This window comes from Mesorhizobium sp. M1A.F.Ca.IN.020.04.1.1 (assembly GCF_003997315.1).
GTDB lineage: Bacteria > Pseudomonadota > Alphaproteobacteria > Rhizobiales > Rhizobiaceae > Mesorhizobium.
On the sequence record NZ_RZSN01000012.1, the window covers coordinates 19460 to 44324 of the forward strand.

Here is a 24865-nt window from a genome sequence, read left to right on the forward strand (position 1 = left end):
TTCCTTCCAGAAACGGCCGGCCGCGGAGGGCAGCGTCGCAGGTGCGCGCGGGCAGCGCCGCGCCACCATCAATCGTGCAACTCTCTCGCGATTGGCGGGCCAACGCTGAAGCCCGAGAACATCACCTCGAAGCCTTCGCGCTGCGGCGAGCAGCACATCATGCCGACGTTGACGCTCCGCGAGACCGGGAAATGGGCCAGCCGCACCGGTTTCCAGCGGCCGTCCGCGGCTTCGAGGTACTGAACGCGAATGGCTTCGGCGTGGCGGGTCAGACGAATCCGTACGCCGTCGGGGTCGGTCGGAATGCTGACCAGCGACCAGTCGGAGGCGTCGTTGGTGACGACAACGGAAAAATAGGCGAGGCCGTCCGTGTATTCGATACCGGCCTTGATCCAGTGCGTTTCGCTGAGCCGCAGCATCAGGCCGGCCTGATCGTAGAGCGCCTTGTATTCGCCCTTGACGGTGACCTCGGCGCTGAAGTCGCCCGCCACGGGACGATAGAGGAAATGGCCATTGTCGCGGCGGAAGCCGTAGAAGGTCTCGCGCCAAAAATCCGTCTCCTTGCCGGTGCGGACATGAAGCGTCCCGTCGCCGAACACATGGTGCGGCGGCGGGTTGAGCCAGGCCATTCCGGCGAAGTCGGACGTCATGACGCCTGCCCGTCAGCCGGCGAACGTATAGGCCGTCTTGACAGTGGTGTAGAACTCCACGGCGTAGCGGCCCTGCTCGCGCGGGCCGTAGCTCGAGCCCTTGCGGCCGCCGAACGGCACATGGAAGTCGACGCCCGCCGTCGGCAGGTTGACCATTACCATGCCGGCTTCGGAGTTGCGCTTGAAATGCGTCGCGTGCTTCAGGCTTGTCGTGCAGATGCCGGAGGTCAAGCCGAACGGCGTGTCGTTGGCCACAGTCAGCGCCTCATCATAATCCTTGACGCGGATGACATTGGCGACCGGGCCGAAGATTTCTTCGCGCGAGATGCGCATGGCGTTGGTGGCGCCGGTAAACAGCGCCGGCCTGAGATAGAAGCCGGGAGTCTCGCGCTCCAGCCGCTCGCCGCCGAAGGCGAGCTCGGCGCCTTCCTGGCGGCCGATGGCGATATAGTCCTCATCCTGCTTGAGCTGGGTCTGGTCGACGACCGGGCCGATCTGGGTCTTGGCGTCCAGCGCGTCGCCGATGACCAGCTTGTCCAGGCGCTCCTTCATGGCGTCGACGAAGCGGTCGTGGATGCCTGCGGTGACGATGAGGCGCGAGGACGCGGTGCAACGCTGGCCGGTCGAGAAATAGGCGCCGTTGACGGCGCAATCGACGGCCACCGCAAGGTCCGCATCGTCGAGCACGACGAGCGGGTTCTTGCCGCCCATCTCGAGCTGGAACTTGCGCATATGCTCCACACTCGCCGCGGCGACACGCTTGCCTGTGCCGACCGAGCCGGTGAAGGAGATGGCGTTGACGTCCGGGCTGTCGAGCATTGCCTGGCCGACGACAGAGCCCTTGCCCATGACGAGGTTGAGCACGCCCTTGGGCAGCCCGGCACGATGCAGGATGTCGACGATGGTCCAGGCGCTTTCGGGAACCAGTTCCGCCGGCTTGAAGACGATGGTGTTGCCGTAGGCCAGCGCCGGCGCAATCTTCCAGGCGGGAATGGCGATCGGGAAGTTCCACGGCGTGATGATGCCGACGACGCCCACGCCTTCGCGGGTCATCTCGACGCCGACGCCGGGCCTGACGCTCGGCACCATCTCGCCCGACAGTCGCAGCGTCTCGCCGGCGAAGAAGTCGAAGATCTGCGCGGCGCGGATCGTTTCGCCGACGCCTTCGGCCAGGGTCTTGCCTTCTTCACGGGCGAGAGACCGGCCGATCTCGTCCTTGCGTGCCATGATCTCGTCGGAAGTCTTCTTCAGCACGGCATGGCGTGCCAGGGGGCCGGAGCGCGACCAGCCCGGGAAGGCCGCCTTGGCGGCCGCGATGGCCTGCTTGGCCTCCTCCGGCCCGGCCGAGGCGTATTCGCCGACCACATCGTTGGTGTTCGATGGGTTGATGTTGCGCGAGCCGGCCTCGCCCAGCCACTCGCCGTCGATCAGGTTCTTGCGGAGCACGGTCATCTTCATTCCTTCGAGATTGGCTTGTTTCTTCGAGATTGGCTGGCGTGGCAAAGCGCCGGTCATTTGTCAGACAAATGATATAGCCATGGTCTGCGGAAACGTCTACCCGAGAAGCTTTCGATAAAGGTAGGCGCGCGGCGGTGGAAGTCCACCGGCTTCGTCCGCGCCCCATGTCACGACAAAGGCCTGACGGCCTCCTTCAGACGGAGAACGACCATAACAGGCAGGCGAGCGTGACCGCGGCGAAGATGACGAAGAACAGGCTTCTGAGCAGGATGTTGCGGCGAAGCTCATTCATGGCGAGATGCGCGCCGACGATCGCCGGGACGAACAGGAATCGCCAGTTGAGAAGGGTCCAAGGCACCTCACGCTGGCCGAGCGCCCATCGGGCGAGAAGCGAACCGACAATGGCGGCGAACAGCACGATCGTTGCCCAGAAGATCGCGTCGGCGGCATGCGTAAGCACAACCCCGGCGGCGCGGATGGGCAGGATCATCATCAACAGCGCGCTGAAGAAATAAATGGCGGCGATGGCCAGGAACGAACCCGCGTCGGCAATGCCGTCGAGGCGCTTAACGCCGAAGGCGCCTTGAGGGTAGCCGTGCTTGGCGACCGCCAGCGACAGCGCCATCAGCAAGGCGCTCAGAACCGTGACCAATGCGAATGCGCCGAGAGCCTTGCTCATGCCGTTCCCTGTCGAGACGAATCACGGGAGTCTAGCAGAGCGCGGCTGCCGAAAACCGCAATTCACCTCGCGGCAGTATCGAAGCGTCAGGGCTCTTGCCGAGGCCGAGTGGAGTTCGGCCTTGCGCCGGGCGGTCTCCAGGCCGACGTCGATGAAGCGGCGCGCATGGCGGGCCAATTCCATGTTGTCGGTCCACAATTGCGCCAGATCGCCGTCTTCCTCAAGAGGTTCTCGCCGACGATCTCGGAGGAGAAGGATTCGCGTCGGGCACGACAGCGCAGGCGGGGCCGGTGCAGGCGTGGCGACGACGCTGGTCTTGTCCGGGATATTGGCCGATCTAGGCGACCTGACCGGCCCGATTACACATTGGACGCCTTCCGCCGGCGCTGACCTATCCGATGCGAGCGCCGCTTGCCGGATCGAACAGATGCAGCGCCGCTGGGTCGGCGGCGAGGCGGACCGCGTCGCCCGGTTTGACATTGCTGCGGCCCATGACGAAGACGCAGATCTGCTGGTTGGCCAGCCTGACATAGAATTGCGTCGACAGGCCGAGCGGCTCGACGACCTCGACCTGACCTTTCAGCGGGCCGTCGTCGGCCAGCCGGATGTGTTCCGGCCGCAGCCCGACGGTCAGCGCATCGCCATCCTTCAGCGGCAATCCGTCCGGCAGCCTCAGCTTCTGGCCGTCGGCCAGCACGGCATCGACCTTGCCGCCCTTGGCGACCTTTGCCGGCAAAAAATTCATGCCGGGCGAGCCGATGAACCCGGCGACGAAAGTGTTGGCGGGACGATCGTAGAGCTCCAGCGGATGGCCGACCTGCTGCACATAGCCGTCATGCATGACGACGATGCGGTCGGCCATGGTCATCGCCTCGACCTGGTCGTGCGTGACATAGACCGAGGTCGTCTTCAGCTGCTGGTGCAGCGCCTTGATCTCGGCGCGCATGTGGACGCGGAGCTTGGCGTCGAGGTTCGACAGCGGCTCGTCGAACAGGAAGACTTTGGGATCGCGCACGATGGCGCGGCCCATGGCGACGCGCTGGCGCTGACCGCCGGAGAGCTGGCGCGGCAGGCGGCCGAGAAACGTCTCCAGACCGAGGCGCTTGGCGGCGGCGCCCACCCTGCTGTCGATCGTCGTCTTCTCGGCCTTCTTCAGCATCAGGCTGAAGCCCATGTTCGAGGAGACGTCCATATGCGGGTAGAGCGCATAGGACTGAAACACCATAGCGATGTCGCGGTCCTTCGGCGCCACATCGTTGACCAGCCGCTCGCCGATTCGGATCTCGCCGCCGGTGACCTCCTCCAGGCCGGCGATCATGCGCAGCAGCGTTGACTTGCCACAGCCGGACGGGCCGACCAGCACGACGAACTCGCCGTCGGCGATCTCGAGATCGACGCCGTGCAGGATGCGCAGCGCTCCATAGTCCTTCTCGACATGTTGCAGGGTGACGGAAGCCATCGATTATCCTTTGACAGCGCCGGCGGTAAGGCCGGTGACGAGATAGCGTTGCAGGAAGGCGAAGAAGATGCAGACCGGGATCAGCGCCAGGATGGAGGCCGCCATCATCTGCCCCCAGTCGACGGCGAACTTGCCGATGAAGGTGAGCAGGCCGACGGCAAAGGTCTTCTGCTCGTCGCTGGAGATCAGCATCAGCGCGAACAGCAATTCGCTCCAAGCGGCGGTGAAGACGAAGCCGAGCGTCGCCCCCATGCCGGGCAAGGTGAGCGGCACGATCACCCGGCGCATGGCCTGGGCGCGCGTGCAGCCGTCGATCATCGCCGCCTCCTCCAGATCCTTCGGAATGCTGTCGAAGAAGGACTGCATGAGGAAGGTGGCGAAGGCGGTGTTGAAGGCGGTGTAGATGATGATCAGCCCGGTCAGGCTGTTGGTCAGGCCGAGATCGCCCATGATGCGGTAGATCGGCGGGATGACCATGACCAGCGGGAAAGTCTGGGTCAGCAGAAGCAGGATCGCTAAAGTCGCCTTGCCGCGGAAGGTAAAGCGCGACATCGCATAGCCGGCAAGCGTGGCGATGACGGTGACCAGTGCGGCCGTCGACACCGAGACGATGACGCTGTTCAGAAAGTAGCGCGGGAAGTCGGAAGCCTCCAGCACGGTGTCGAAGTTCTTGAGCGTCATTTCCGATGGCCAGAAGGTTATGCCTTCGGAATAGAGCAGCCGCTCCGGCGTCACAGAGATCTTCAGCGTCCAGAAGATCGGGAACAGCGCGAAGACGACATAGGAGGCGATCGCGGCGTAGAGGCCGATGCCGCCGGCGATGCGCGAGGAGGTGGAGCGGCCGGCGATCATCAGACATGCCTCACAAGCGTGCGGCGGATGGCGATCAGGCCAACCGCATAGGCAATGAGCAGCACCAGCAGCAGAACCGCGACTGCGGACGCATAGCCTTTGTCCAGCGACTTGAAGGCGCTGACATAGATGTAGACCGGCACCGTGCTGGTCGAGCCTGCCGGTCCGCCCTCGGTCATGACGAAGATCAGGTCGGCGAAGGTCGCGATCCAGATGGTGCGCAGCATGACGGTGATGACGATGGTCGGCGCCAGGAACGGCAGCGTCACCTTGGTGAAGCGCTGCCAGGGCGAGGCGCCGTCGATGGCTGCCGCCTCATGCAGTTCCGACGGGATCGACTTCAACGCCGCAAGCAGCGTGATGGCGAAGAAGGGAATGCCGAACCAGATGTTGGCGACGATCGGCCCCCACATGGCTGTGGCCGGATCGGAAAGCACGTTGGTCGGCTCGGCCTTCAGGCCGAGCGCGAAAAGCCAGTGCGGCAGCGGGCCGATGATCGGGTTGAACAGCCAGGCCCAGGTAAGGCCGGAAAGAAAGGACGGCACCGCCCAGGGCAGGAACACCACGGCCTGCACAACCTTGCGGCCATAAAAGGGCTTGTCGAGCAGCAGCGCCAGACCAAGCCCGAGGAAGAACTGGAAGAACAGGCTGGCGGCCGTCCACCAAAGCGTGTTGACCAGCGCCTGGCCGAGCACCGCGTCGGAGAGCATCGCCTGGTACTGGCCGAGCCCGACATATTCCGATTTGAAGGCGGAGAATTTGCGGAAGGAATAGCTGATGCCGATGATCAGCGGCACCAGGAGCACGACGACCAGCAGGACGATAGCCGGCGAAAGATAGAGCCAGGGCTCGATCGCGGCCTTGCTCAGCCGCTTCTTGCGCGGCCGGCCGGTCGATCGGATTTCGGACACTGCGTAGGTCATCGATTTGGCTCTACGGGTGATGGTGAGGCCAGCGTGGCGACAGCGTCCTTCTCCCCATTCACGGGGAGAAGACGCCGGTTCACCCTCCGTAGCTGCAGCGCAGCTGCTGCGGAGGAGGGCAGGCAGATGAGGAGCGGAGGCGACTTTCAGGATTCGGCGCTGCCCTCATCCGTCACTTGTCCGTGAATGTCGTTCTCCCAAAACCGCTTCGCACTTTTGGGCGACATTCATCGGGTGACACCTTCTCCCCGCAAGCGGGGAGAAGGAAGAAAGGTCACTTCTTGTTCTTGGCTAGCCAGGCCTGCTGCTCCTTGGTCAGGAACGCCGCCCACTCGTCGGCCACCTGCTTGGCCGGCTTCTGGCCAAGCAGCACTTCCTGGAAGTTCTTGATCGCCACCTGGTCGACGAAGTTGCCGAGGTTTTCCAGATGGGTCGGCGGCGTCACCATTTCATATTTCGAGCTGTCGTTGAGCTCGGTGAACCAGCCCTTGAACTGCTCGGTCTTGAAGTGGGCGTCCTGATCGGCGCCGTTGTGGATCGGGACGACGCCGACTTCCTTGGCCCATTCCAGATTGTCCTTGGGCGACAGCAGCGTCGCCATCAGCTTCCAGGCTTCGTCCTTGTGCTGCGAATTGGCGAACATCGCCCAGCCGGCATAGCCCAGCGTCGGATAGGATTTGCCGCTCGGGCCGACCGGCAGCGGCGCGACCGCAAAGTCGTCGGCGCTCATCTTGTCGGCGATGCCGAGCAGCGCGTCCGGATCCTGGTTGAGCATGGCGCAGGTGCCGGAATAGAAGCCGGTCACCGTCTCGTTGAAGCCCCAGCTCACGGAATCCTTCGGCGCCAGGCCGTTCTTGTACATGTCGGCCAGCATCTGCAGCCCCTTGACCGAGCCCTCCTCGTTGATGGTCGAAGTGCCGTCCTCGGTGAAGTAGCCCCCCTTGCCGTTGGCGATGTTCATGAACATGTGCATGCCGTTGAAGGCGCCGGGCCCGCCGCGCAGGCAATAGCCGTATTTGCCGGGGATGGCGGAGATCTTCTTGGAGAACTCGACGAACTCGTCGAGGTTTTCCGGCGGACGGTCAAGACCCGCTTCCTTGAACAGCTTCTTGTTCCAGAACAGCGCGTTCACATAGTAGCCGTAAGGGATCATGAACTGGGTGTTGTTGACTGTCGAGCCGAACTGCTTGGCCCGGTCGCCGAGCGTCTTGGCGTCGTCCCATTTGGCCATGTAGGGGCCGAGATCCTCGAGCTGGCCGTTGTTGGCATAGAGGCCCATCCAGCGCTCCGGCATCTCGACCACGTCGGGCGTGTCGCCGGCCTGAACCATGGTGAGAAACTTCTCGAACGCCTGGCCCCAGGGCAGCGAGACGAGCTCGACCTTGATCCCGGGATTGGCCTGCTCGAATTCGGCGATCTGCTTCTTCAGGAATTCGGTGCGCGGCGGGCTGGTGATGACCTCGACCATCTTGATGGTGGTGTCGGCCAGCGCGGCCCCGGCGGAAATCGCGAGGCCGGCAGCGGCGGCAAGCAGGATTGTCAGTCTTTTCATGTTCGGAACTCCCATTTTGAACACCTTATTTTTTTGCCTTGTCGAAGGCCTGGGCGATGTCGGCCCAAAGATCCTCGACATTCTCCAATCCGACGTTGAAGCGGATGGTTCGGGGGCTGACGCCGAAGCGCGCCATCGAATTGAGACCCGGCGTCTGCTCGAGCGAGGCCTTGGCGGGCACGACCAGGCTTTCATGGCCGCCCCAGCTGACGCCGATGCGGAACAGCTTCAGCGCGTCGATGAAAGCCGGAATGTCGACATCCTCCGCGACCTCGAAAGAGAACAGCCCGGCATAGCCGGCAAGCGTCTTCTTGCCGGGATGATTGGAGTAGGCGGGATGGTTGACCCGCTCGACCTTGCCATGCGCCTTCAGCCGCTCGGCGAGCGTGAGACCGCTCTTCATATGATGCGGCAACCGCAGCGGCAGCGTGCGCAGGCCGCGCAGCAGAAGCCAGCCCTCGAAAGGCGACAGCTTGCCGCCAAGCGATGAATAGGTCTGCTCGTTAATGTGCTTGATATGCGCGGCCGAGCCCGCCACCACCCCGGCGACGGTGTCGCTGTGGCCGCCGAGATATTTCGAGGCCGAGTGCAGCACCAGATCGACACCATGCGAAATCGGCTTCTGGAAGACGGGCGTCGCCCAGGAATTGTCGATGGTGGTGACGATGCCCTCACCCTTTGCCAGCCGCGTCAGGTGCTCAATGTCCTGCAGCTCGAACATCATCGAGGTCGGGCTTTCGAGGTAGAGCAGCTTGGCGCCGGGAAGTGCTGCCGCCACCGCATCGGGGTCCGAGCCGTCGACATAGTCGACCTTGATTTGCAAGCGCGGGAACAGGCGCTCGAACAGGCGGTAAGCGTCGCCATAGCAGTTGCGTACGGCAACGATCCGCTCGCCGGCGCCGACGAAGGCGAGCACGGTGGCGCTGATAGCCGCCATGCCGCTGGAGAAGCCCCGCGCGGCTTCCGCGCCTTCCAAGGCCGCAACACGCGCCTCGAATTCCATCACCGTTGGGTTGTCGCCGCGCGAATAGATCGGCTGCCTTCTCCTGCCGGCAAAGGTGTCGGCCATGTCGGCGTAATTGTCGAAGGTGAAGAGCGATGTCTGGTAGATCGGCGGCACCACAGCGCCGCCGGGGAACGGATCGTCATGCGCGAGAAGAGTCGCCGCCTCGCCGAGATAGTCGCTGGCCAAAGAAGCCGGGTCGAACCCTGTGGGATGCTCGTTCATTTGCGGTCCAAAAGCTTGAGGTTGGCGGCGCCGCGCTTGAGGTCGTTTTCGACAGTAGCGATGAGCTTCAGCGCTTCGGCCCGGGCTCCCTCCGGGTCGTGCGCGGCGATGCGGTCGAAGATGGTGCGGTGATAGGGAAAGCTGGCATGGCCGAAATCGCGCACGCCGAGCGGATGCTCCCAGAAGCGGTGGAACAGCTCGTGCATGGCGCTGATGATCTGCTCGAACAGCGGATTGCCGGAGGCGCGGTAGACCGACTGGTGGAACTCCCAGTCTTCCTCCGACGACATGCCGGCGCGGCTGTGGAAGGCTTCTTCCATGATGTCGAGCTTGCTTTCGATCTCGGCGACCTCAGCCTTGCCGGCGCGGACGGCGCAAAGAGCGGCGGCCTCGGCCTCCAGCGCGCGGCGGATCTCCAGGGTGCGCATCAGGCCGGCAAAGTCGTTGCCGCCGGCAAGGGTCAGCGGCATGTGCAGCATGTCGGGCGAAACCGCCGCCTTGAGGTAAGTGCCGCTGCCCTGGCGCCGCTCTACGAGGCCCAGCCCCTCCCAGCGGGTGAGTGCCTCGCGAACCGTGTTGCGGCTGACCTTAAGGCGCTCGGCCAGGATGCGCTCGGTCGGCAGTTTTTCACCGGGACCCAACGCCTCCTGCCGCACGAAGCCGGCCAACGCCTTCAGGACCGCATCATCGCGGGCCGTCGTCTGGATCGGCGGGAGAGGGTCGGTCACGCTGGTGAATTCCGAAAGTGGTTCAATGGTCCAACCAATTTCTGCATGAACGAAGAGGTGAGTCAACCACGCATGGTGCGATTCGACGATTTCGATCGGTAGCCGACACTGGGCGAGCGGCGTCAGCCGCTCACGCGCCGAGCTTCGCTCCAAGTTGCTCGACTTGAAACGGAGCGACCTGCGGCGGACCGTCGAGGACCCCTTGCGACTGCAAGGCAGCCTGCCCGAGTTCGGTCAGAGCGTAGATGCCGCGCTCGGCCCTGGCGAACCAGCCATAATAGTTGTGCAGCAGGATGCTGGCCGCGCGGGGGGCAACGAGTTTCAAATCGCGCGGCCGCTTCGGGCCGTCGGCCATGGCGGCGGCGCAGGCAATTGCTTCCTGGCGGTATGCGGTCATGATCGGCTTTTGCCGCGTGCTGCCGCCGATGGACGGATCGCCCTTGCGGCGGTGATGCTCCTCGACCAGCCGCGAGCGCCGCCTCGGGTCGCGCCGCGGCGGCACGGCGGCCGGGCTGAGCAGCAACTCGACCTTGCCTTTCCCATCGACCGCGAGCAGGCCGAAGCCGAGCCGGCGGCAGAGCGCGCGAAAACGTCGATCGTGCTCGCGGCCCTTGCCGCGCGCCGACATCCGCGCGGCGAGCCAGACCTCGTCGCAGGCCGCCGCCCGATCGACGCCTTGCAAAACGAGCTCGAGATTGAACTGCAGCTTCAGCTCGCAGATGACGACCACGGGCGGCTCGCCTTCGCGCAACCCGACGATGTCGCAGCCGCCGACCTCGCCTTTGACGGTGAAGTCGAGGCTCTCGAGGAACCGCTTCACCGGTGCATAGAGGGACGTTTCCTGCATGGGAGAGGCATAGCCGATTCGAGCCCGGCCGACACGGCAGAAGGCGACGCGACCGCCCGCCGCTATTGCTTGGCGAACTGGCCCCTATAGGTCTGGCCGGCAAGCGTGTAGGTGCCGGCAAGCGTTCCGTCAGGCTGCATCGTAAACGTGATGTCTGCGCCGTTCGGCAGGCGTCCAAGCTTTAATGTGTTCCCGGCGATCCTGCCGGCGCCGTCGGCGATCCCCGGCTTGTTGTCGGCCATATCGCCCCACGCGTAGCTGACCGTCACCTGCCCGGCCGGTGAAACGGTCAGCACGGCCAGCTTGCCTTCAAAGGTGCCATCCAGCTGTCCCGCCCAAATGCCTGAGAACGCCGCATACCGGGCGGGGACACTCTTGCCCGGAGGCGTGATCGCCACGGTTTGGTCGAGCACCGCAGTGTCCGGGACAGCGGGAGCCGCGACAGCAGCCGGGGCAGGTTGAGGAGGAGGCGGGGCCTCGGATACCGATTCACAAGCGACAAGCGCCAATGCCGCGAAACCGAGCATCACAGAAAGACTGTTTGGTGGAGCCAATCGGAATCGAACCGACGACCTCTTGAATGCCATTCAAGCGCTCTCCCAACTGAGCTATGGCCCCACTCCCGGCAGTCAGCCGGCGCCGTTTCCGGCGAAGAGATCCGGCGCAGTTGGGCACCGCGCCGTCGTTTAGTGCTGGCGGCTTCTAGCGCCGCCTTCGGTCAAGATCAAGCCTTGAAAAGCCGCTTTTTCGTCACAGGTCAAAATGGCCGGCAAACAATCGCGCCGGGGCCGAAATCAGACCTCGTCCTCGTCGTCGCCGACGCCGATCATATCGGAAACGTCGTCGTCCTCTTCTTCCTCGTCGGCAAGGAAGGTGTCATCGTCATCGTCACCGAGATCGACATCATCCTCGTCGTCGCCGAGATCGGGCAGATCGTCGCCGCCGCCCTTGGTCTCCTCGTCCGCATCTTCGAGCGAGACGATTTCGGCGCCTTCTTCCTCCTCGGAGTCGACTTCCTTGTCGGCGACGTCCTCATCGTCCTCGATCGCGGAAATCTTGCCTTCCTCGAAATAGGAGCGCGGATAGCTCTTGCCGGTGTAGGGCGAGACGATCGGGTCCTTGTTCAGATCGTAGAATTTCCGCCCCGTTTCGGGGTCGACACGTTTTGTGCCAAGTTCAGGTTTTGCCACAGCAAGCCTCGTCAAAAAAAGAATGGTCCCCTTAACCGCAGTTTTCCGCGCTGTCAAAGCCAAAAGCCGGCATCGCAAAACCTTGCATTCGAAGGCCCGCGTGAGGGGATGACCATTGCGGCGTGCCGTGATACGAGACCGCCGCAACACGACGAATTGAGCCGGCCCGCCGGCGCCCGCATTTGGAACAGACAATGTCTCACGCTGCCGCCCCGAAGCCGGCTACGGCCCGCAAATCCCCTGCCCTTGCCGGCACGGCGCGGGTGCCCGGCGACAAGTCGATCTCGCACCGCTCCTTCATGTTCGGCGGCCTGGCTTCCGGCGAGACGCGCATCACCGGCCTGCTGGAAGGCGAGGACGTGATGCGCACGGGCGCGGCCATGAAGGCGATGGGCGCGCATATCGAAAAGAAGGGCGCCGAATGGGTGATCCGCGGCACCGGCAACGGCGCGCTGCTCGAGCCGGAAGGCCCGCTCGATTTCGGCAATGCCGGCACCGGCTCGCGGCTCACCATGGGCCTGGTCGGCACCTACGACATGGAGACGACCTTCATCGGCGACGCCTCGCTCTCCGGCCGGCCGATGGGCCGGGTGCTGGAGCCGCTGCGGCAGATGGGCGTGCAGGTGCTGAAGGCGGCGCCCGGCGACCGCATGCCGATCACGCTGCGCGGCCCCAAGCATGCCGCGCCGATAACCTATCGCGTGCCGATGGCGTCCGCCCAGGTGAAGTCGGCGGTGTTGCTTGCCGGGCTCAACACGCCCGGCATCACCACCGTGATCGAGCCGGTGATGACGCGCGATCACACCGAAAAGATGCTGAAAGGCTTCGGCGCCAACCTGACCGTCGAGACCGACGAGCGCGGCGTGCGCCACATCTTCATCGAAGGCCAGGGCAAGCTGACGGGGCAGACCATCGCCGTGCCCGGCGACCCCTCCTCCGCCGGCTTCCCGCTGGTGGCGGCGCTCATCGTGCCGGGCTCGGATATCGTGATCGAGAACGTGCTGATGAACCCGACCCGCACCGGGCTGCTCCTCACATTGCAGGAGATGGGCGGCCGCATCGACATCCTCAACCCCCGCAATGCCGGCGGCGAGGACGTGGCGGACCTGCGCGTGCGCTCCTCCGACCTCAAAGGTGTCGTGGTGCCGCCGGAGCGGGCGCCGTCGATGATCGACGAATATCCGGTGCTGGCGGTTGCCGCTGTTTTCGCCGAAGGCGAGACGCTGATGCAGGGTCTGGAGGAATTGCGCGTCAAGGAATCCGACCGGTTGTCGGCGGTGGCCAACGGGCTGAAGCTCAACGGCGTCGACTGCAGCGAGGGCGAAGCCTCGCTCGCCGTGCGCGGCAAGCCCGGCGGCAAGGGCCTGGGCGCTCATCCCAACGGGCCGGACACGGCGGTGAAGACGCATCTCGACCACCGCATCGCCATGAGTTTCCTGGTGATGGGGCTGGCGACGGAAAAGCCGGTGACCATCGACGACGCCAACATGATCGCGACGAGCTTTCCGGAATTCATGGGGCTGATGAAGGGGCTCGGCGCCGAGATCGAGTGACGGGCGATGGGTTGGAGCCGAACCGAGATGCAAGCGGAACAGCACCCCGCTTTGTCCTGCCGGACATCTCCCCCGCAAGGGGGGAGATTGGCGGCTCCGGCGCTCCGCTCAATCCTGCAACATAGACAATTGGCGCAAGCCGCGATGACGGCTGATCTCCCCCCAAGCGGGGGAGATGTCCGGCAGGACAGAGGGGCGCGCGAAGGATCGCGGCGCTCATCTTGCTCATTGCGCCTATCGTTCGAGGCGAGCCGATGAGCACCCCCTTCACCATCGCAATCGACGGCCCCGCGGGCGCCGGCAAGGGCACACTCGCTCGCCGGCTCGCCGATCATTACCGGCTGAACCTGCTCGATACCGGCCTCACCTATCGCGCCGTCGCCCATAAGCTGCTCGAGCTCGGTCTGCCGCTCGACAACGTCTCGGCGGCGGAAACCGCGGCTCGCCAAGTCGATCTTTCGAACCTCGACCGCACGGTGCTTTCGGCGCATGCGGTGGGCGAGGCCGCCTCAAAGGTCGCCGTCATTCCGTCGGTCCGGCGCATCCTGGTCGATAAGCAGCGCGAGTTCGCCAAGGCGCCGCCAGGCGCGGTGCTCGACGGACGCGACATCGGCACGGTCGTGTGTCCCGACGCCGATATCAAGCTCTATGTCACAGCGAGTGCGGAAGTGCGGGCAAGGCGCCGGCTGGCCGAGATCGAGAGCATGGGCGGCAGCGCCGATTTTGCCACGATTCTCGCCGACATCGAGCGCCGCGACGAGCGCGATATGGGCCGTGCCGACTCCCCGCTCAAGCCGGCGGCGGACGCGCACTTGCTCGACACCAGCGACATGGCAATCGAGGCCGCGTTTCTGGCGGCCATGGCAATCGTCGACCGCGCCATGGCCGCGAAAGACCTCGCCTGAGCTTGGCTGTCACGACCGGATCGTGCCTTCGATCGCATGTCTGCCTGACCTGCTCAGGACGGCTCCGAAAACCGCCGCGGTGACATAGGCAATCAAGGCATAAAGCGCTGGCGGGATCGCCATTTCGGCGTTGTTGAGGAGATATTCGCTAAGCGCCAGGGCTATGACGAACGCGGCGTTGTGGATGGCCGTTGCCATGGTGATGGCGACCGCCTGCCGCCTTTCCAGGCGCAGCAGCGACGGAACGGCGTAGCCGAGCGCCATGCTCACCACGTTGAAGGCAAAGGCGGCAAAGCCGACAATGGGCCCCCAGGTCACGATAACCTGCCGCTGATCGACGACGGCAAAAATAACGACCGCCGCAAGAAAAAGCGTCGCCAGTAGCTTGACGGGCCCCTCCAAGCGCTCGGCCAAGGCCGTGTAGCGGTGCCGGACGGCAACTCCGATCGAAACCGGGACAAGCACAACGGCAAAGAACTGCAGGAATTTCTCGATCGGCAGCGGGATGACGTGCCCGGCGCCATAGAAATGCAGCAGCGAAAAATTGGTGATCAATGGCACCGACACCAGCGCCACCATTGAGCTGATCGCCGTCAGCGTCAGGCTGAGCGCCGTATCGCCCTTGGCAAGGTGAGTGAAGAGGACCGCGGACGGGGCGCCGGGACTGGCCGCGAGCAGCATCATGCCGACCGCCATGGCAGGCGGCAAAGCCGAAACCGACACGATGCCGAAGCAAAGGACGGGAAGAACCAGTATCTGCACGATAAGAGCCACCAGGAGGGCCTTCGGTCGCAGCACCACCTGCAAGAAGTCCTGGAGCTTGAGCGACAGGCCAAGCCCCAGCATGATGATGACGAGGGCAACCGGCAGGAAGATGTTGAAAGTGGCGCTTGACTGCATGGTGATGCTCCCCGTGACAATCCATGTCGGCAAAAAAGAACTGCAACCGCGAACGCGTAATCGCAAAAACATTCGGGCGGAGCACGCGCACCGCCGCGACGCGCACTTGCCTGACACCGGCGAAGTGTCTATAGAGACCGCGTTTCTGGCGGCCATGGCTAACCATCAAAGACTGCTGGCCAAGAGAAACAAGGCCTGATGCGGGTTTTCCTCGTGTTTTCCGTTGCCGGAGGCGATGAAAATACCCATATCGGGCACGAACCAGCCTGCCAGCATTCTCTATGCGCCGGACTTGCCGCTTAAGCGGCCGAGGGCTCTTCAGCCCGGAACGCCGGCAGGCTCACGCAACGCTAACCCACGGCGCCCGCTTCGCTTGTTGTGCGAAGCATTCCAGGAGAAACAATGTCAGCTGCAAATCCCACTCGCGATGATTTCGCGAGCATGCTCGAAGAATCATTCACCGCCGGCCATTCCGGCGAGGGTCAGGTTGTCCGGGGCACGATCACCGCGATCGAAAAGGACATGGCCATCATCGATGTCGGCCTCAAGGTCGAAGGCCGCGTGCCGCTGAAGGAATTCGGCGCCAAGGGCAAGGATTCCTCCCTCAAGGTCGGCGACACCGTCGAGGTCTATGTCGAGCGCATCGAGAACGCGCTTGGCGAGGCCATGCTGTCGCGCGAGAAGGCCCGCCGCGAGGAGAGCTGGGTGCGCCTCGAAGAGAAGTTCACCAAGGGTGAGCGCGTCGAAGGCGTCATCTTCAACCAGGTCAAGGGCGGCTTCACCGTCGATCTCGACGGCGCCGTGGCGTTCCTGCCGCGCAGCCAGGTCGACATCCGTCCGATCCGCGACGTCTCGCCGCTGATGCACAACCCGCAGCCCTTCGAGATCCTCAAGATGGATCGCCGCCGCGGCAACATCGTGGTGTCGCGCCGCACCGTGCTCGAGGAGAGCCGCGCCGAACAGCGTTCGGAAATCGTGCAGAACCTCGAGGAGGGCCAGGTTGTCGAGGGCGTGGTCAAGAACATCACCGACTACGGTGCGTTCGTCGACCTCGGCGGCATCGACGGCCTGCTGCATGTCACCGACATGGCATGGCGCCGCGTCAACCATCCGACCGAGATCCTCAACATCGGCCAGACGGTCAAGGTGCAGATCATCCGCATCAACCAGGAAACCCATCGCATCTCGCTCGGCATGAAGCAGCTCGAGAGCGATCCGTGGTCGGATATCGGCACCAAGTTCCCGATCGGCAAGAAGATCAAGGGCACCGTCACCAACATCACCGACTACGGCGCGTTCGTCGAGCTGGAGCCGGGCATCGAGGGCCTCATCCACGTTTCGGAAATGTCGTGGACGAAGAAGAACGTGCATCCCGGCAAGATCCTGTCGACGACGCAGGAAGTCGACGTGGTGGTGCTCGAGGTCGATCCGGCCAAGCGCCGCATCTCGCTCGGTCTCAAGCAGACGCTGGAGAACCCGTGGGAAGCCTTCGCGCGCAACCATCCGGTCGGCAGCCAGGTCGAGGGCGAGGTCAAGAACAAGACCGAGTTCGGCCTGTTCATCGGCCTGGAAGGCGACGTGGACGGCATGGTGCACCTCTCCGACCTCGACTGGACACGTCCGGGCGAGCAGGTGATCGAAGAGTACAATCGCGGCGACATGGTCAAGGCGCAGGTGCTCGACGTCGACATCGAGAAGGAGCGCATCTCGCTCGGCATCAAGCAGCTGGCCCGCGACACGGTCGGCGAGGCGGCGAGCAGCGGCGAGCTGCGCAAGAACGCCGTCGTTACCTGCGAGGTCACCGCGGTGAAGGATGGCGGTCTGGAAGTACGGCTGGTCGACAGCGGCCTCGATACCTTCATCAAGCGTTCGGACCTTTCCCGTGACCGCGACGAGCAGCGCCCCGAGCGCTTCACCGTCGGCCAGAAGGTCGACGCCCGCGTCATCGCCTTCGACAAGAAGACCCGCAAGCTGCAGGTCTCGATCAAGGCGCTGGAAATCGCCGAGGAGAAGGAAGCGGTCGCCCAGTACGGCTCGACCGACTCCGGCGCCTCGCTGGGAGATATCCTGGGCGCGGCGCTGAAGAAGCAGGGCACCTAAGCTCCTTCCTCTACCGAAAGCAAAAACCCCGCCGGAGCGATCCGGCGGGGTTTTTCATTGCACTTTGATCTGTGAGCTCAGGCTCGCCCGTAGAGCGGCACCAGCGTGCCGCTCATCGCCTGATTGGCGGGCGAGGCGAGATAGGCGATCGCCTCGGCGGCGGCCTCGAGGCTGACCCATTTGGTGAAATCGGCGTCGGGCATGTCGCCGCGGGTGGCGGGCGTGTCGAGCGTCGAGGGCGCGACCGCATTGACCAGGATGCCCTTGTGCTTCAGCTCCTCGGCCATCGCCTGGGTCATCGCGGCGACCGCCGCCTTGCTCGCGGCATAGGCGACCATTCCTGCGCCGCGCCTGGGATCAAGCCCGGCACGCGCGCTGACGTTGACGATGCGCCCCGCGGTGCCCGACGTCAGCATCGAGCGCACCGCGGCCCGGCTGCAAAGGAAGGTGGTCCGGGCATTGGTGTCCATCATCTCGGCAAAGGATGCCGTCTCGATCTTTTCGACCGGCGCCATGGTGAAACCGCCGGCAAGATGGATCGAAGCCCAAAGCTCCGGAACCTGATGGTAGAAGGCCTCGACCTTGGCGGAGTCCGACAGGTCGACATTGTGCGCCAGATGGACGCTGGCGTGAGCCGCGTAGGGAAAATGCGGCGGAGCCGCGGCATGCGCATTGGGCACGTGGCAAATCGCGCCCTGCTCCAGCAACCTGCCGACAACCGCGCCGCCGAGCGCCCCGGTGCCGCCCGTCACCACGACATGCCTGCCGTTAAGCGTTTCCGTCATATTTCGACTGCTCCTGTCGTATTCTTATGGTTATGCCGCCCCAGCCTCGAACGTCGCGCCTTTCGCGTTGTCACTCAATTGAAATATCGACATGGCAGGCGTCCCGTCTTTGCATGCGTCGACACGCAGCCGCGTAACGTGACGCGGCTGCGTCTCGGCCGGATGGGACGGTCGCCAGGACCTTCAATCGACGGTGATTTCTATAACCCGCGGCTTGCCGGCAGTTCGCGCGCGCTTCAGCGCACCGGCCAGGTCACCGACCCCTGTCAGCCGCTCGGCTTCGATGCCGTAGGCCTCGGCGAGCTTGCAGAAATCCGGCGGCGCCGGCGACACGCCGACCGGCTCGACGCCGACATCAAGCATCGAGGTCTCGATCTCGCGATAACCGCGATTGTTCCAGACGACGAAGATCACCGGCGCCTCGGCGTCGAGCGCCGCGCCGAGCTCCGGCAAGGTGAACTGGAAGCCGCCGTCGCCGGTGAGGCACACGACCGGCGCTTCGGGCACGGCAAGGGCGGCACCGATCGCCGCCGGCGGACCGTAGCCCAGCGCGCCGAAACCGGTCGCGGCATTGAACCAGCCAGCCGCACGGTCGTGGTCGTAATAGAGATTGGCGGCGTAGATCGGCTGCGTCGAGTCGCCGACGATGATGGCGCCGGGCAGCGCGTCGCGGATCGTCTCCACCGCGCGCAGTTGCGCCAGATAGTCTGGCCGCAGCTCCGCCAGCGCGGCCTCTCGCCCTGCGGCAGCGCGGGCTTCGCCGTCTTTCGCGGCGACATGAGCGGCGCCGAGTGCAGCCAGCAGGGCAGAAAGCGCCTCGGCACAATCGGCGTGGATGCCAACCGTCACCGGACGGCGCGCGAGTTGGTCGGCGCCGATATCGATGCGGATGAGGCTCGGCGGCAGCACGAAGCCGCCATCGCCATAACCGTCATAGTCGGTGGGCCCGAATTCGGTGCCGGCGGCGATCACCAGATCGGCATCCGCCATCAGCGCGCGCACCGCCTTGAGGCTGGGGCTTGCCGGCACCAAGAGGGGGTGGCCATGCAGCAGGCCGCGCGCATTGGCGGTCTCGACCACCGGCGCGCCGAGCGCTTCGGCGAAACGCGTCAGCGCCGCGTCGGCTTTCTTGGCACCGCCACCGGCAAGAATCAGCGGACGGCGAGCCGCCTTGATCAACCTCGCAGCCTCGGCAACAGCCGCCGCGTCCGGAGCGGGCGGCGCGGCGTTGCCGAGCACCGGCGCGAGCCCCTCGGCGGGCTTCACCATGACGTTTGTCGGGATCTCGATGTGAACCGGACCCGGCCGCGACGAGGAGAAGACGGCGAAGGCTCGGGCGAGCGCACCCGGCAGTTCCTCGGCCTCGGTGACACGCTCAGAAGACAGCGCCACCTTCTCCATCATGCCGCGCTGGTCCGGCAGTTCGTGCAGGAAGCCCAAACCCTTGCCGAGCGTATCGGTGGCATTGACACCGGAGATCACCAGCATCGGCACCGAATCGGCGCGCGCCTGGCCCATCGCGGTGATGGTGTTGGTGAGGCCGGGTCCGGTGATGACGAAAGCCACGCCCGGCCGGCCGCCGGCGCGGGCGTAGCCGTCGGCCATGAAGCCGGCGCCCTGCTCGTGGCGCGGCGTGATGTGGCGGATCTTCGAACGCGCCAGGCCGCGATAAAGCTCGACCGTATGCACGCCCGGAATGCCGAATACGGTGTCGACGCCATGCGCCTCGAGCAAGGTGATGAGCGCTTCGCCGAGCGTGGTCATTGGTTTTCTCCCTTTGGAGCGGATCACCGTTTAACGGAAACAGTGATTTGCTCTATCTCTTTGTTTGTTACGCAATCCCGGACGGGAAACCGCTTTTCACCTTTTCCTGGAATTGCTCTGGACCGTGATGGCGTTTCGTTGAATTGCCATCCCGATCTAACCTTTGTTGAGCATGATCTTTCTCCGAAAACCGGGTCCTACTTTTCGGGATCATGCTTCAGCGATGCGAGGCCGAGTTCGGCCTCGACAGCCTTGATGCCAATCGCCGCCAACTCGCCTGGCGAGAACATCTCACCGGCCAGGCAGCCTTCGATCCAAAGCCCGTCGATGATCGCATTGATGGCGATGGCATGACGGCGCAGCTGACTTGCGTCCGGTTCGCGCTGTTCGGCGGCGAGCACCTCGACGACGACCGCTTCCACCTCGTTACGAAAGCCAAGATAGCCTTCGCGGTGAGCACGGGCGAGCGTCGGATCCGCACCGGCACGGCCGATGAAGGTCGCCCAGAGCGAAAACACCCGCTGGTCGATGATCGGCGCGCTGAGATTGGCGGTGACGAAAGCTGCAAGGCGTTGGCGAGGCGACGCCTCTTCCATGACCAATGCTGCTTTCGCCTGCTCGGTCATGCGGCCGACCAGCGCCGTATAGGCCCCCTGCAGCAATTCTTCCTTGCCGGGGAAATAGTGCCGGATCAGGCCGGCGGTGACGCCGGCACGCAATGCGATGGTGCGCAAAGTGGCGCCCTGCAGGCCATATTCCGCCACGCAGTCCAGAGTCGCTTCGATCAGATCCTGCCGCCGCCGCTCCTCGCCCTCGCGACGGAACTTGCGGCGCGCAGTCATCGGCGCAGGATCGGCCGTGTCAGGCATGTCGGCCCGCCTTCACAGGCGATACAGAGCGCGTCCGCCTCGAAAATCTCAACCGTGCAGCCGGCGGCCTCCATCGCGGCTTTGGTCTTGGGAAAGCCCGCAACGGCAATGACCTTGTGCGGGCTGGTCGGCAGCACGTTCAGGCTGAGGCCGTTGGAAGCGGCGAATTCTCCGGCGTCGCCTTCGACCAGCCTGATGCCGCGCGCCTTCAGCATCTGATAGAACGGGGCCGGCAAAAGCGGCGAATAGACCAGCGCGAGATCGTCGGCCAGCGGGCTGATCACCGACATCAGATGCAGGCACGACTCTTCACCCTGCCACAGCGGCAGATCAAAACCGTAGACGGAAATTCCCAGCGGCGTCAGCAGGTTCGAAACCTGCTGGATGCCTTCCTGGGTGGAGCGGACCCCGCGCCCGATCGCCAGCGTGCGGGCATCCACCCATACGCAATCACCGCCTTCGACCTGGCCAGGAGCCTCGACGCGGCCGAGGATCGGAATGCCCAGCCCTCTATAGGTTTCCTCATGCAGGGAGGGCTCCCTGGCGCGCAATGGCTTGCCCATCGAGAGGATCAGCGCACCGCGGTCGGTCATCAGCGATGGGTCGTGCGTGAACACCGAATCCGAAAGGCCGTCCGCCTTGTCCTCGATCCATTCGATTTCGGCGCCGGAAGCGGCTACCAGTTCAGCAAGGGCCGCATGCTGCGACGCTGCCTTCGCCGGGTTGAACCCGGGGCCATAGTGCCATTGAGCTCTGTCGGCGTCGCGCATCGCGTTCGCCGCCGACCGCATGAGCACGCGCCGCAGTGGCGCCGCCATGGATTGTGATCCGAAAGCGCTCATCAATGCCCTTTTAAGATGAAAAAAACCGAAAAAATTTCATGAACGGCTATTTATACACTTGCGCAACAAGGTCGCAAGTGCCGTAATGAACGGGATTGACGGGCTCGCGCTGCCGGGTCCATGCTGAAGTGAGGAGCGGGACAGTACAGCGTATGTTGATGAGCCGGATGGACGTTCGACGAACTGCCGTCGCCCCTATAGAGGTTACCCGGTGAGCGCGGTGGAAGCCGCCGCAGTCCCAGCCGGCCAAGCGCAGAGCGGCGCCGCCGAAGCCATCCATGTCGAGAACCTGCACAAGAAGTTCGGCCAGTTGCATGTGCTGAAGGGCGTTTCGCTGTCGGCGCGCGACGGCGAGGTGATCGCCATCATCGGCGGCTCGGGCTCCGGCAAGTCGACGCTGCTGCGCTGCATCAACTGCCTGGAAAACCCGACCAGCGGCATCATCCGTGTCAATGGCGAGGAGATCAAGCTGAAGGCCGACAGCCACGGCCATACGGTTCCTGCCGACCGCAAGCAGATCGAGCGCATCCGCTCGAGACTCGGCATGGTGTTCCAAAACTTCAACCTGTGGAGCCACATGACGCTGATCGAGAACGTCATCGAGGTTCCGGTGCACGTGCTCGGCGTCAAGCGCGACGAGGCGATCGCCCAGGCCGAGAAGCTGCTCGCCCGGGTCGGGCTGGCGGAGAAGCGCGACGTCTACCCGGCATTCCTGTCGGGCGGCCAGCAGCAGCGCGCCGCAATCGCCAGGGCACTGGCGATCAATCCGCGCGTCATGCTGTTCGACGAACCGACCTCCGCGCTCGATCCGGAGCTGGTCGGCGAGGTTCTGAAGGTGATCGGCGACCTGGCGCGCGAGGGGCGCACCATGGTGCTGGTGACGCATGAAATGAAATTCGCCCGCGAGGTCGCGACCCATGTCGTCTACCTCTACAACGGGCTGGTCGAGGAAGAAGGCTCGCCGGAACAGCTGTTCGGCGCCCCGAAATCCGAAAGGCTCAAGCAATTCCTCCGCAATGTCGGCTAGGGCCGGCGTCAAGCGGAGCGAAAACCGGGAACGACAACAAACTGGGAGTCCTGAAATGAAGACTGTTCTCAAGACCTTCGCCGCGGCGCTGCTGTTCGGCGTCGCCGCGATGGGCGTGGCCAAGGCCGATCAGGTCAAGATCGGCGTCGCCGCCGAGCCCTATCCGCCGTTCACCTCGCCGGACGCGACGGGCAAGTGGGTCGGCTGGGAGATCGATTTCATCGACGCCGTCTGCGCCGAGGAGAAGCTCGACTGCGTCATCACGCCCGTTGCCTGGGACGGCATCATTCCGGCGCTCACCACCAAGAAGATCGACCTCATCGTCTCCTCGATGTCGATCACCGACGAGCGCAAGAAGACGATCGACTTCTCGGATAAGTATTACAACACGCCGACAGCAATCATCGGACCGAAGGATCAGAAGTTCGGCGCCACGCCGGACGATCTTAAAGGCAAGGTGATCGGCGTTCAGGTGTCGACCGTACATGCCGTCTACGCCAAGAAGCACTTCACCGGCGCGCAGGAGATCAAGGAATACCAGACGCAGGACGAGGCCAACAACGATCTCGCCGCCGGCCGTCTCGATGCGGTGCAGGCCGACTCCATCGCGCTCGGCGAATTCCTCAAGACGGACCAGGGCAAGGCCTGCTGCGATCTGAAGGGCATGGTCGCGCCGGACGACGAGGTGCTCGGACCGGGCGTCGGCGCCGGCGTGCGCAAGGAAGACACCGCGCTCAAGGAAAAGATCAACGCCGGCATCAAGGCCATCCGCGCCAACGGTAAGTACGATGAGATCTCGAAGAAATACTTCGACTTCGACATCTATGGCGGCGCCACGCAGTCGAACTGACGCCTCCTTTTGATGTTGGGGGCATGGCCAGCGCCATGCCCCTTGGCCCAAACCTTGCCACGCATGCCCGCCGCTGAACGCTGCGGTCGGCGGCTGCCAGCAATTCGGGGGCGAAGCTGATCAATGCCTTTCTTCCGGCCTCGGCGGCCGGCATCATCGAGCTCCTGTCGCCCGTGCCGCCCGGCTGGGGCGGCACCCTGCTGGTCGGATTGCTGCATTCGATCGAGATCGCCATCGGCGCCACCTGCCTTGGCCTTTTGATCGGCACCGGCGGCGCCTGGGGCAAGCTCTACGGCGGACCGGTGGCGCGCGATCTGCTCGCCGTCTACACCACGGTGGTGCGCGCCGTGCCGGAACTGGTGCTGATCCTGCTGCTCTATTACGCCGGCACCGATCTCATCAATCAGCTGCTGACCGCGATGGGTTACCAGCGCGTCGACATCAGCGGGCTGGCCGCCGGCATCTTTGTCCTTGGCGTCGTGCAGGGCGCCTATTCGACGGAAGTCATCCGCGGCGCCATCCTGTCCATCCCACAAGGCCAGATCGAGGCCGCCCGCGCCTATGGCATGCCGCCCGGCCTGATGTTGAGGCGCATAACATTGCCGGCAATGCTGCCTTTCGCCATTCCCGGCCTTGCCAATCTCTGGCTGATCGCCACCAAGGACACCGCGTTGCTTGCCGTCGTTGGCTTCTTCGAACTGACGCTGGCGACGCGTCAGGCGGCCGGCGTCACCAAGGCCTATCTGGTCTTCTATCTTGCTGCCGGCGCGCTTTATCTGGCGCTGACGCTGTTTTCCAACGTGATCATCGGCCGCGTCGAGGCCTGGTCGCGGCGCGGCATGCCTTCCGTCAAGGAGGCGCGCTGATGTCGGCCGAAGCGACCGCGATCAACATGGCGGCGCGTGCCTCGCTCTGGCTGAAGCCGCACCGCATCGTGCTGATCCTAATCGCGCTGGGATTGGTCCTCTGCGCGGCCTTCTTCATGCGCTGGGACTGGCTGCCGCAATATTGGCAGATGGGGCTGCTCGGCATCTGGCGGTCGCTGTGGATCCTCGTCGCGACCTGCGCGCTGGGCTTTATACTGGCCGTACCGCTTGGGCTGGCGCAGGCCGGTGGGCCGTTCTGGCTCGCCGCACCGGCCAAGATCTTCTGCACCATCATCCGCGGTACGCCGCTGCTGCTGCAACTGTGGCTGCTCTACTACGGGCTGGGATCGCTTTTTCCGCAATATCCATGGATCCGCGAGTCCTGGATGTGGCCCTATCTCAGGCAAGCCTGGCCCTACGGCGTATTGGCGTTGACCTTGTCATTTGCAGGCTATGAAGGCGAGGTGATGCGCGGCGCCTTCGCCGGCGTGCCGAAAGGGCAGCTGGAAGCCGCGCGCGCCTTCGGCATGAGCCGCTTCAAGATCTTCCGCCGCATCTGGCTGCCGCAGGCCTTCTTCCGCGCGCTTCCGACACTGACCGGCGAAACCGTGCTGCAGCTCAAGTCGACGCCGCTGGTGGCGACGATCAGCGTCATCGATATCTTCGCCGTCTCGTCCAAGGTGCGGCAGGACACTTATCTCACCTACGAGCCCTTGCTGCTGCTGGCGCTGATCTACATGACCATCACCGGCATCCTGGTTCTCATCTTCAGCCGCATCGAGGCCCGGATTCCGGTCAAGATCGGTTAGTAGGGGAATAGGGGAATAGGGGAATAGGG

The 24865-nt window shown here is 64.3% G+C and carries 25 protein-coding genes, 1 tRNA gene and 1 pseudogene; 8 read left to right on the forward strand and 19 right to left on the reverse strand.

Annotated elements, in window-relative coordinates:
- Positions 1-68 precede the first annotated feature (68 nt).
- The 14 genes and pseudogenes from EOA49_RS04715 to EOA49_RS04785 form a co-directional block, all read right to left on the reverse strand.
- Positions 69-650 (reverse strand): DUF1349 domain-containing protein, encoded by a 582-nt coding sequence (locus tag EOA49_RS04715; RefSeq protein ID WP_127239459.1) that lies wholly within the window; start codon positions 648-650, stop codon positions 69-71.
- Positions 651-662: 12 nt separating this feature from the next.
- Positions 663-2102 carry an aldehyde dehydrogenase family protein gene (locus EOA49_RS04720; RefSeq protein WP_127239460.1) on the reverse strand — a complete coding sequence of 480 codons (1440 nt, stop codon included), beginning with the start codon at positions 2100-2102 and terminating at the stop codon, positions 663-665.
- A gap of 199 nt (positions 2103-2301) precedes the next feature.
- On the reverse strand, positions 2302-2787 hold the full coding sequence (locus EOA49_RS04725) for a hypothetical protein (RefSeq protein ID WP_127239461.1): 486 nt from the start codon (positions 2785-2787) through the stop codon (positions 2302-2304).
- 102 nt (positions 2788-2889) lie between these two features.
- Positions 2890-3047 (reverse strand): annotated as a pseudogene (locus EOA49_RS33340) (sugar phosphate isomerase/epimerase); the annotation flags it as partial.
- Between the two features lie 131 nt (positions 3048-3178).
- On the reverse strand, positions 3179-4246 hold the full coding sequence (gene ugpC, locus EOA49_RS04740; protein ID WP_127243077.1) for a sn-glycerol-3-phosphate ABC transporter ATP-binding protein UgpC: 1068 nt from the start codon (positions 4244-4246) through the stop codon (positions 3179-3181).
- Between the two features lie 3 nt (positions 4247-4249).
- The gene (locus tag EOA49_RS04745) at positions 4250-5098 is read right to left on the reverse strand and encodes a carbohydrate ABC transporter permease (protein ID WP_127239462.1); all 849 of its coding nucleotides are present in this window, start codon (positions 5096-5098) and stop codon (positions 4250-4252) included.
- Complete coding sequence (locus EOA49_RS04750; RefSeq protein ID WP_095777012.1) at positions 5098-6021, reverse strand: sugar ABC transporter permease; 924 nt, start codon at positions 6019-6021, stop codon at positions 5098-5100. The genes EOA49_RS04745 and EOA49_RS04750 overlap by 1 nt, the downstream gene beginning before the upstream one ends.
- Positions 6022-6295: 274 nt before the next feature.
- Positions 6296-7573, reverse strand: coding sequence for a sugar ABC transporter substrate-binding protein (locus EOA49_RS04755; protein WP_095824418.1), 1278 nt, complete (start codon positions 7571-7573; stop codon positions 6296-6298).
- Positions 7574-7598: 25 nt separating this feature from the next.
- Complete coding sequence (locus EOA49_RS04760; RefSeq protein ID WP_127239463.1) at positions 7599-8801, reverse strand: PLP-dependent transferase; 1203 nt, start codon at positions 8799-8801, stop codon at positions 7599-7601.
- Positions 8798-9529 carry a FadR/GntR family transcriptional regulator gene (locus EOA49_RS04765; protein WP_127239464.1) on the reverse strand — a complete coding sequence of 244 codons (732 nt, stop codon included), beginning with the start codon at positions 9527-9529 and terminating at the stop codon, positions 8798-8800. Before EOA49_RS04765 ends, EOA49_RS04760 begins: the two co-directional genes overlap by 4 nt.
- A 130-nt stretch (positions 9530-9659) precedes the next feature.
- Positions 9660-10376 carry a DUF2161 family putative PD-(D/E)XK-type phosphodiesterase gene (locus EOA49_RS04770; protein ID WP_067324197.1) on the reverse strand — a complete coding sequence of 239 codons (717 nt, stop codon included), beginning with the start codon at positions 10374-10376 and terminating at the stop codon, positions 9660-9662.
- Positions 10377-10438: 62 nt separating this feature from the next.
- Positions 10439-10789, reverse strand: a complete 351-nt coding sequence (locus EOA49_RS04775; RefSeq protein WP_245460529.1) for a hypothetical protein — start codon at positions 10787-10789, stop codon at positions 10439-10441.
- 129 nt (positions 10790-10918) lie between these two features.
- Positions 10919-10994, reverse strand: a tRNA-Ala gene (locus tag EOA49_RS04780).
- A 176-nt stretch (positions 10995-11170) separates the two neighbouring features.
- The gene (locus EOA49_RS04785; RefSeq protein ID WP_067003406.1) at positions 11171-11566 is read right to left on the reverse strand and encodes a TIGR02300 family protein; all 396 of its coding nucleotides are present in this window, start codon (positions 11564-11566) and stop codon (positions 11171-11173) included.
- A 194-nt stretch (positions 11567-11760) separates the two neighbouring features.
- On the opposite strand from EOA49_RS04785, the gene aroA reads away from it, so the two are divergent.
- The gene (aroA, locus tag EOA49_RS04790; protein ID WP_127239465.1) at positions 11761-13119 is read left to right on the forward strand and encodes a 3-phosphoshikimate 1-carboxyvinyltransferase; all 1359 of its coding nucleotides are present in this window, start codon (positions 11761-11763) and stop codon (positions 13117-13119) included.
- Positions 13120-13373: 254 nt separating this feature from the next.
- Positions 13374-14024, forward strand: a complete 651-nt coding sequence (gene cmk, locus EOA49_RS04800) for a (d)CMP kinase (protein WP_067003402.1) — start codon at positions 13374-13376, stop codon at positions 14022-14024.
- A gap of 9 nt (positions 14025-14033) precedes the next feature.
- Here cmk and EOA49_RS04805 read toward each other — a convergent pair whose 3' ends face one another.
- Entirely contained in the window at positions 14034-14924 is an 891-nt protein-coding gene (locus tag EOA49_RS04805) for a bile acid:sodium symporter family protein (protein WP_127239466.1), read from the reverse strand.
- Between EOA49_RS04805 and EOA49_RS04810 the strand changes: the two genes are divergently transcribed.
- On the forward strand, positions 14923-15123 hold the full coding sequence (locus EOA49_RS04810) for a hypothetical protein (protein ID WP_067003398.1): 201 nt from the start codon (positions 14923-14925) through the stop codon (positions 15121-15123). The two genes, EOA49_RS04805 and EOA49_RS04810, sit on opposite strands and share 2 nt — an antisense overlap.
- A gap of 203 nt (positions 15124-15326) precedes the next feature.
- Complete coding sequence (gene rpsA / locus EOA49_RS04815; RefSeq protein WP_127239467.1) at positions 15327-17024, forward strand: 30S ribosomal protein S1; 1698 nt, start codon at positions 15327-15329, stop codon at positions 17022-17024.
- A 77-nt stretch (positions 17025-17101) separates the two neighbouring features.
- Here the strand turns inward: rpsA and EOA49_RS04820 are convergent, their stop codons facing one another.
- The 4 genes from EOA49_RS04820 to EOA49_RS04835 form a co-directional block, all read right to left on the reverse strand.
- On the reverse strand, positions 17102-17809 hold the full coding sequence (locus EOA49_RS04820; protein ID WP_127239468.1) for an SDR family NAD(P)-dependent oxidoreductase: 708 nt from the start codon (positions 17807-17809) through the stop codon (positions 17102-17104).
- A 183-nt stretch (positions 17810-17992) separates the two neighbouring features.
- The gene (locus EOA49_RS04825; protein WP_127239469.1) at positions 17993-19573 is read right to left on the reverse strand and encodes a 5-guanidino-2-oxopentanoate decarboxylase; all 1581 of its coding nucleotides are present in this window, start codon (positions 19571-19573) and stop codon (positions 17993-17995) included.
- A gap of 197 nt (positions 19574-19770) precedes the next feature.
- The gene (locus tag EOA49_RS04830; RefSeq protein ID WP_127243078.1) at positions 19771-20442 is read right to left on the reverse strand and encodes a TetR family transcriptional regulator C-terminal domain-containing protein; all 672 of its coding nucleotides are present in this window, start codon (positions 20440-20442) and stop codon (positions 19771-19773) included.
- On the reverse strand, positions 20412-21284 hold the full coding sequence (locus EOA49_RS04835) for a dimethylarginine dimethylaminohydrolase family protein (protein WP_127242073.1): 873 nt from the start codon (positions 21282-21284) through the stop codon (positions 20412-20414). The genes EOA49_RS04830 and EOA49_RS04835 overlap by 31 nt, the downstream gene beginning before the upstream one ends.
- A gap of 211 nt (positions 21285-21495) precedes the next feature.
- Here EOA49_RS04835 and EOA49_RS04840 point away from each other — a divergent pair, with 211 nt between their 5' ends.
- The 4 genes from EOA49_RS04840 (at position 21496) to EOA49_RS04855 (ending at position 24836) form a co-directional block, all read left to right on the forward strand.
- Positions 21496-22311 (forward strand): ABC transporter ATP-binding protein, encoded by an 816-nt coding sequence (locus EOA49_RS04840; RefSeq protein ID WP_095799183.1) that lies wholly within the window; start codon positions 21496-21498, stop codon positions 22309-22311.
- A gap of 55 nt (positions 22312-22366) precedes the next feature.
- Positions 22367-23161, forward strand: coding sequence for a transporter substrate-binding domain-containing protein (locus tag EOA49_RS04845; protein WP_067324186.1), 795 nt, complete (start codon positions 22367-22369; stop codon positions 23159-23161).
- Positions 23162-23361: 200 nt separating this feature from the next.
- Positions 23362-24027: an ABC transporter permease subunit gene (locus EOA49_RS04850; protein WP_127216003.1), complete on the forward strand. Its 666-nt coding sequence runs from the start codon at positions 23362-23364 to the stop codon at positions 24025-24027.
- Positions 24027-24836 (forward strand): ABC transporter permease, encoded by an 810-nt coding sequence (locus EOA49_RS04855; protein ID WP_127243079.1) that lies wholly within the window; start codon positions 24027-24029, stop codon positions 24834-24836. Before EOA49_RS04850 ends, EOA49_RS04855 begins: the two co-directional genes overlap by 1 nt.
- The last annotated feature ends 29 nt before the right edge of the window (positions 24837-24865 follow it).

Bases quoted from the DNA above. Each gene is read 5' to 3' on its own strand.
- EOA49_RS04825 (WP_127239469.1), bottom strand. From the start codon at position 19,573: ATGACCACGCTCGGCGAAGCGCTCATCACCTTGCTCGAGGCGCATGGC.
- cmk (WP_067003402.1), top strand. From the start codon at position 13,374: ATGAGCACCCCCTTCACCATCGCAATCGACGGCCCCGCGGGCGCCGGC.
- EOA49_RS04820 (WP_127239468.1), bottom strand. From the start codon at position 17,809: ATGACGGAAACGCTTAACGGCAGGCATGTCGTGGTGACGGGCGGCACC.
- EOA49_RS04720 (WP_127239460.1), bottom strand. From the start codon at position 2,102: ATGACCGTGCTCCGCAAGAACCTGATCGACGGCGAGTGGCTGGGCGAG.
- EOA49_RS04755 (WP_095824418.1), bottom strand. From the start codon at position 7,573: ATGAAAAGACTGACAATCCTGCTTGCCGCCGCTGCCGGCCTCGCGATT.
- EOA49_RS04810 (WP_067003398.1), top strand. From the start codon at position 14,923: ATGGTGATGCTCCCCGTGACAATCCATGTCGGCAAAAAAGAACTGCAA.
- EOA49_RS04830 (WP_127243078.1), bottom strand. From the start codon at position 20,442: ATGCCTGACACGGCCGATCCTGCGCCGATGACTGCGCGCCGCAAGTTC.
- EOA49_RS04760 (WP_127239463.1), bottom strand. From the start codon at position 8,801: ATGAACGAGCATCCCACAGGGTTCGACCCGGCTTCTTTGGCCAGCGAC.
- EOA49_RS04750 (WP_095777012.1), bottom strand. From the start codon at position 6,021: ATGACCTACGCAGTGTCCGAAATCCGATCGACCGGCCGGCCGCGCAAG.
- EOA49_RS04855 (WP_127243079.1), top strand. From the start codon at position 24,027: ATGTCGGCCGAAGCGACCGCGATCAACATGGCGGCGCGTGCCTCGCTC.
- EOA49_RS04805 (WP_127239466.1), bottom strand. From the start codon at position 14,924: ATGCAGTCAAGCGCCACTTTCAACATCTTCCTGCCGGTTGCCCTCGTC.
- rpsA (WP_127239467.1), top strand. From the start codon at position 15,327: ATGTCAGCTGCAAATCCCACTCGCGATGATTTCGCGAGCATGCTCGAA.
- aroA (WP_127239465.1), top strand. From the start codon at position 11,761: ATGTCTCACGCTGCCGCCCCGAAGCCGGCTACGGCCCGCAAATCCCCT.
- ugpC (WP_127243077.1), bottom strand. From the start codon at position 4,246: ATGGCTTCCGTCACCCTGCAACATGTCGAGAAGGACTATGGAGCGCTG.
- EOA49_RS04725 (WP_127239461.1), bottom strand. From the start codon at position 2,787: ATGAGCAAGGCTCTCGGCGCATTCGCATTGGTCACGGTTCTGAGCGCC.
- EOA49_RS04845 (WP_067324186.1), top strand. From the start codon at position 22,367: ATGAAGACTGTTCTCAAGACCTTCGCCGCGGCGCTGCTGTTCGGCGTC.
- EOA49_RS04715 (WP_127239459.1), bottom strand. From the start codon at position 650: ATGACGTCCGACTTCGCCGGAATGGCCTGGCTCAACCCGCCGCCGCAC.
- EOA49_RS04745 (WP_127239462.1), bottom strand. From the start codon at position 5,098: ATGATCGCCGGCCGCTCCACCTCCTCGCGCATCGCCGGCGGCATCGGC.
- EOA49_RS04770 (WP_067324197.1), bottom strand. From the start codon at position 10,376: ATGCAGGAAACGTCCCTCTATGCACCGGTGAAGCGGTTCCTCGAGAGC.
- EOA49_RS04835 (WP_127242073.1), bottom strand. From the start codon at position 21,284: ATGAGCGCTTTCGGATCACAATCCATGGCGGCGCCACTGCGGCGCGTG.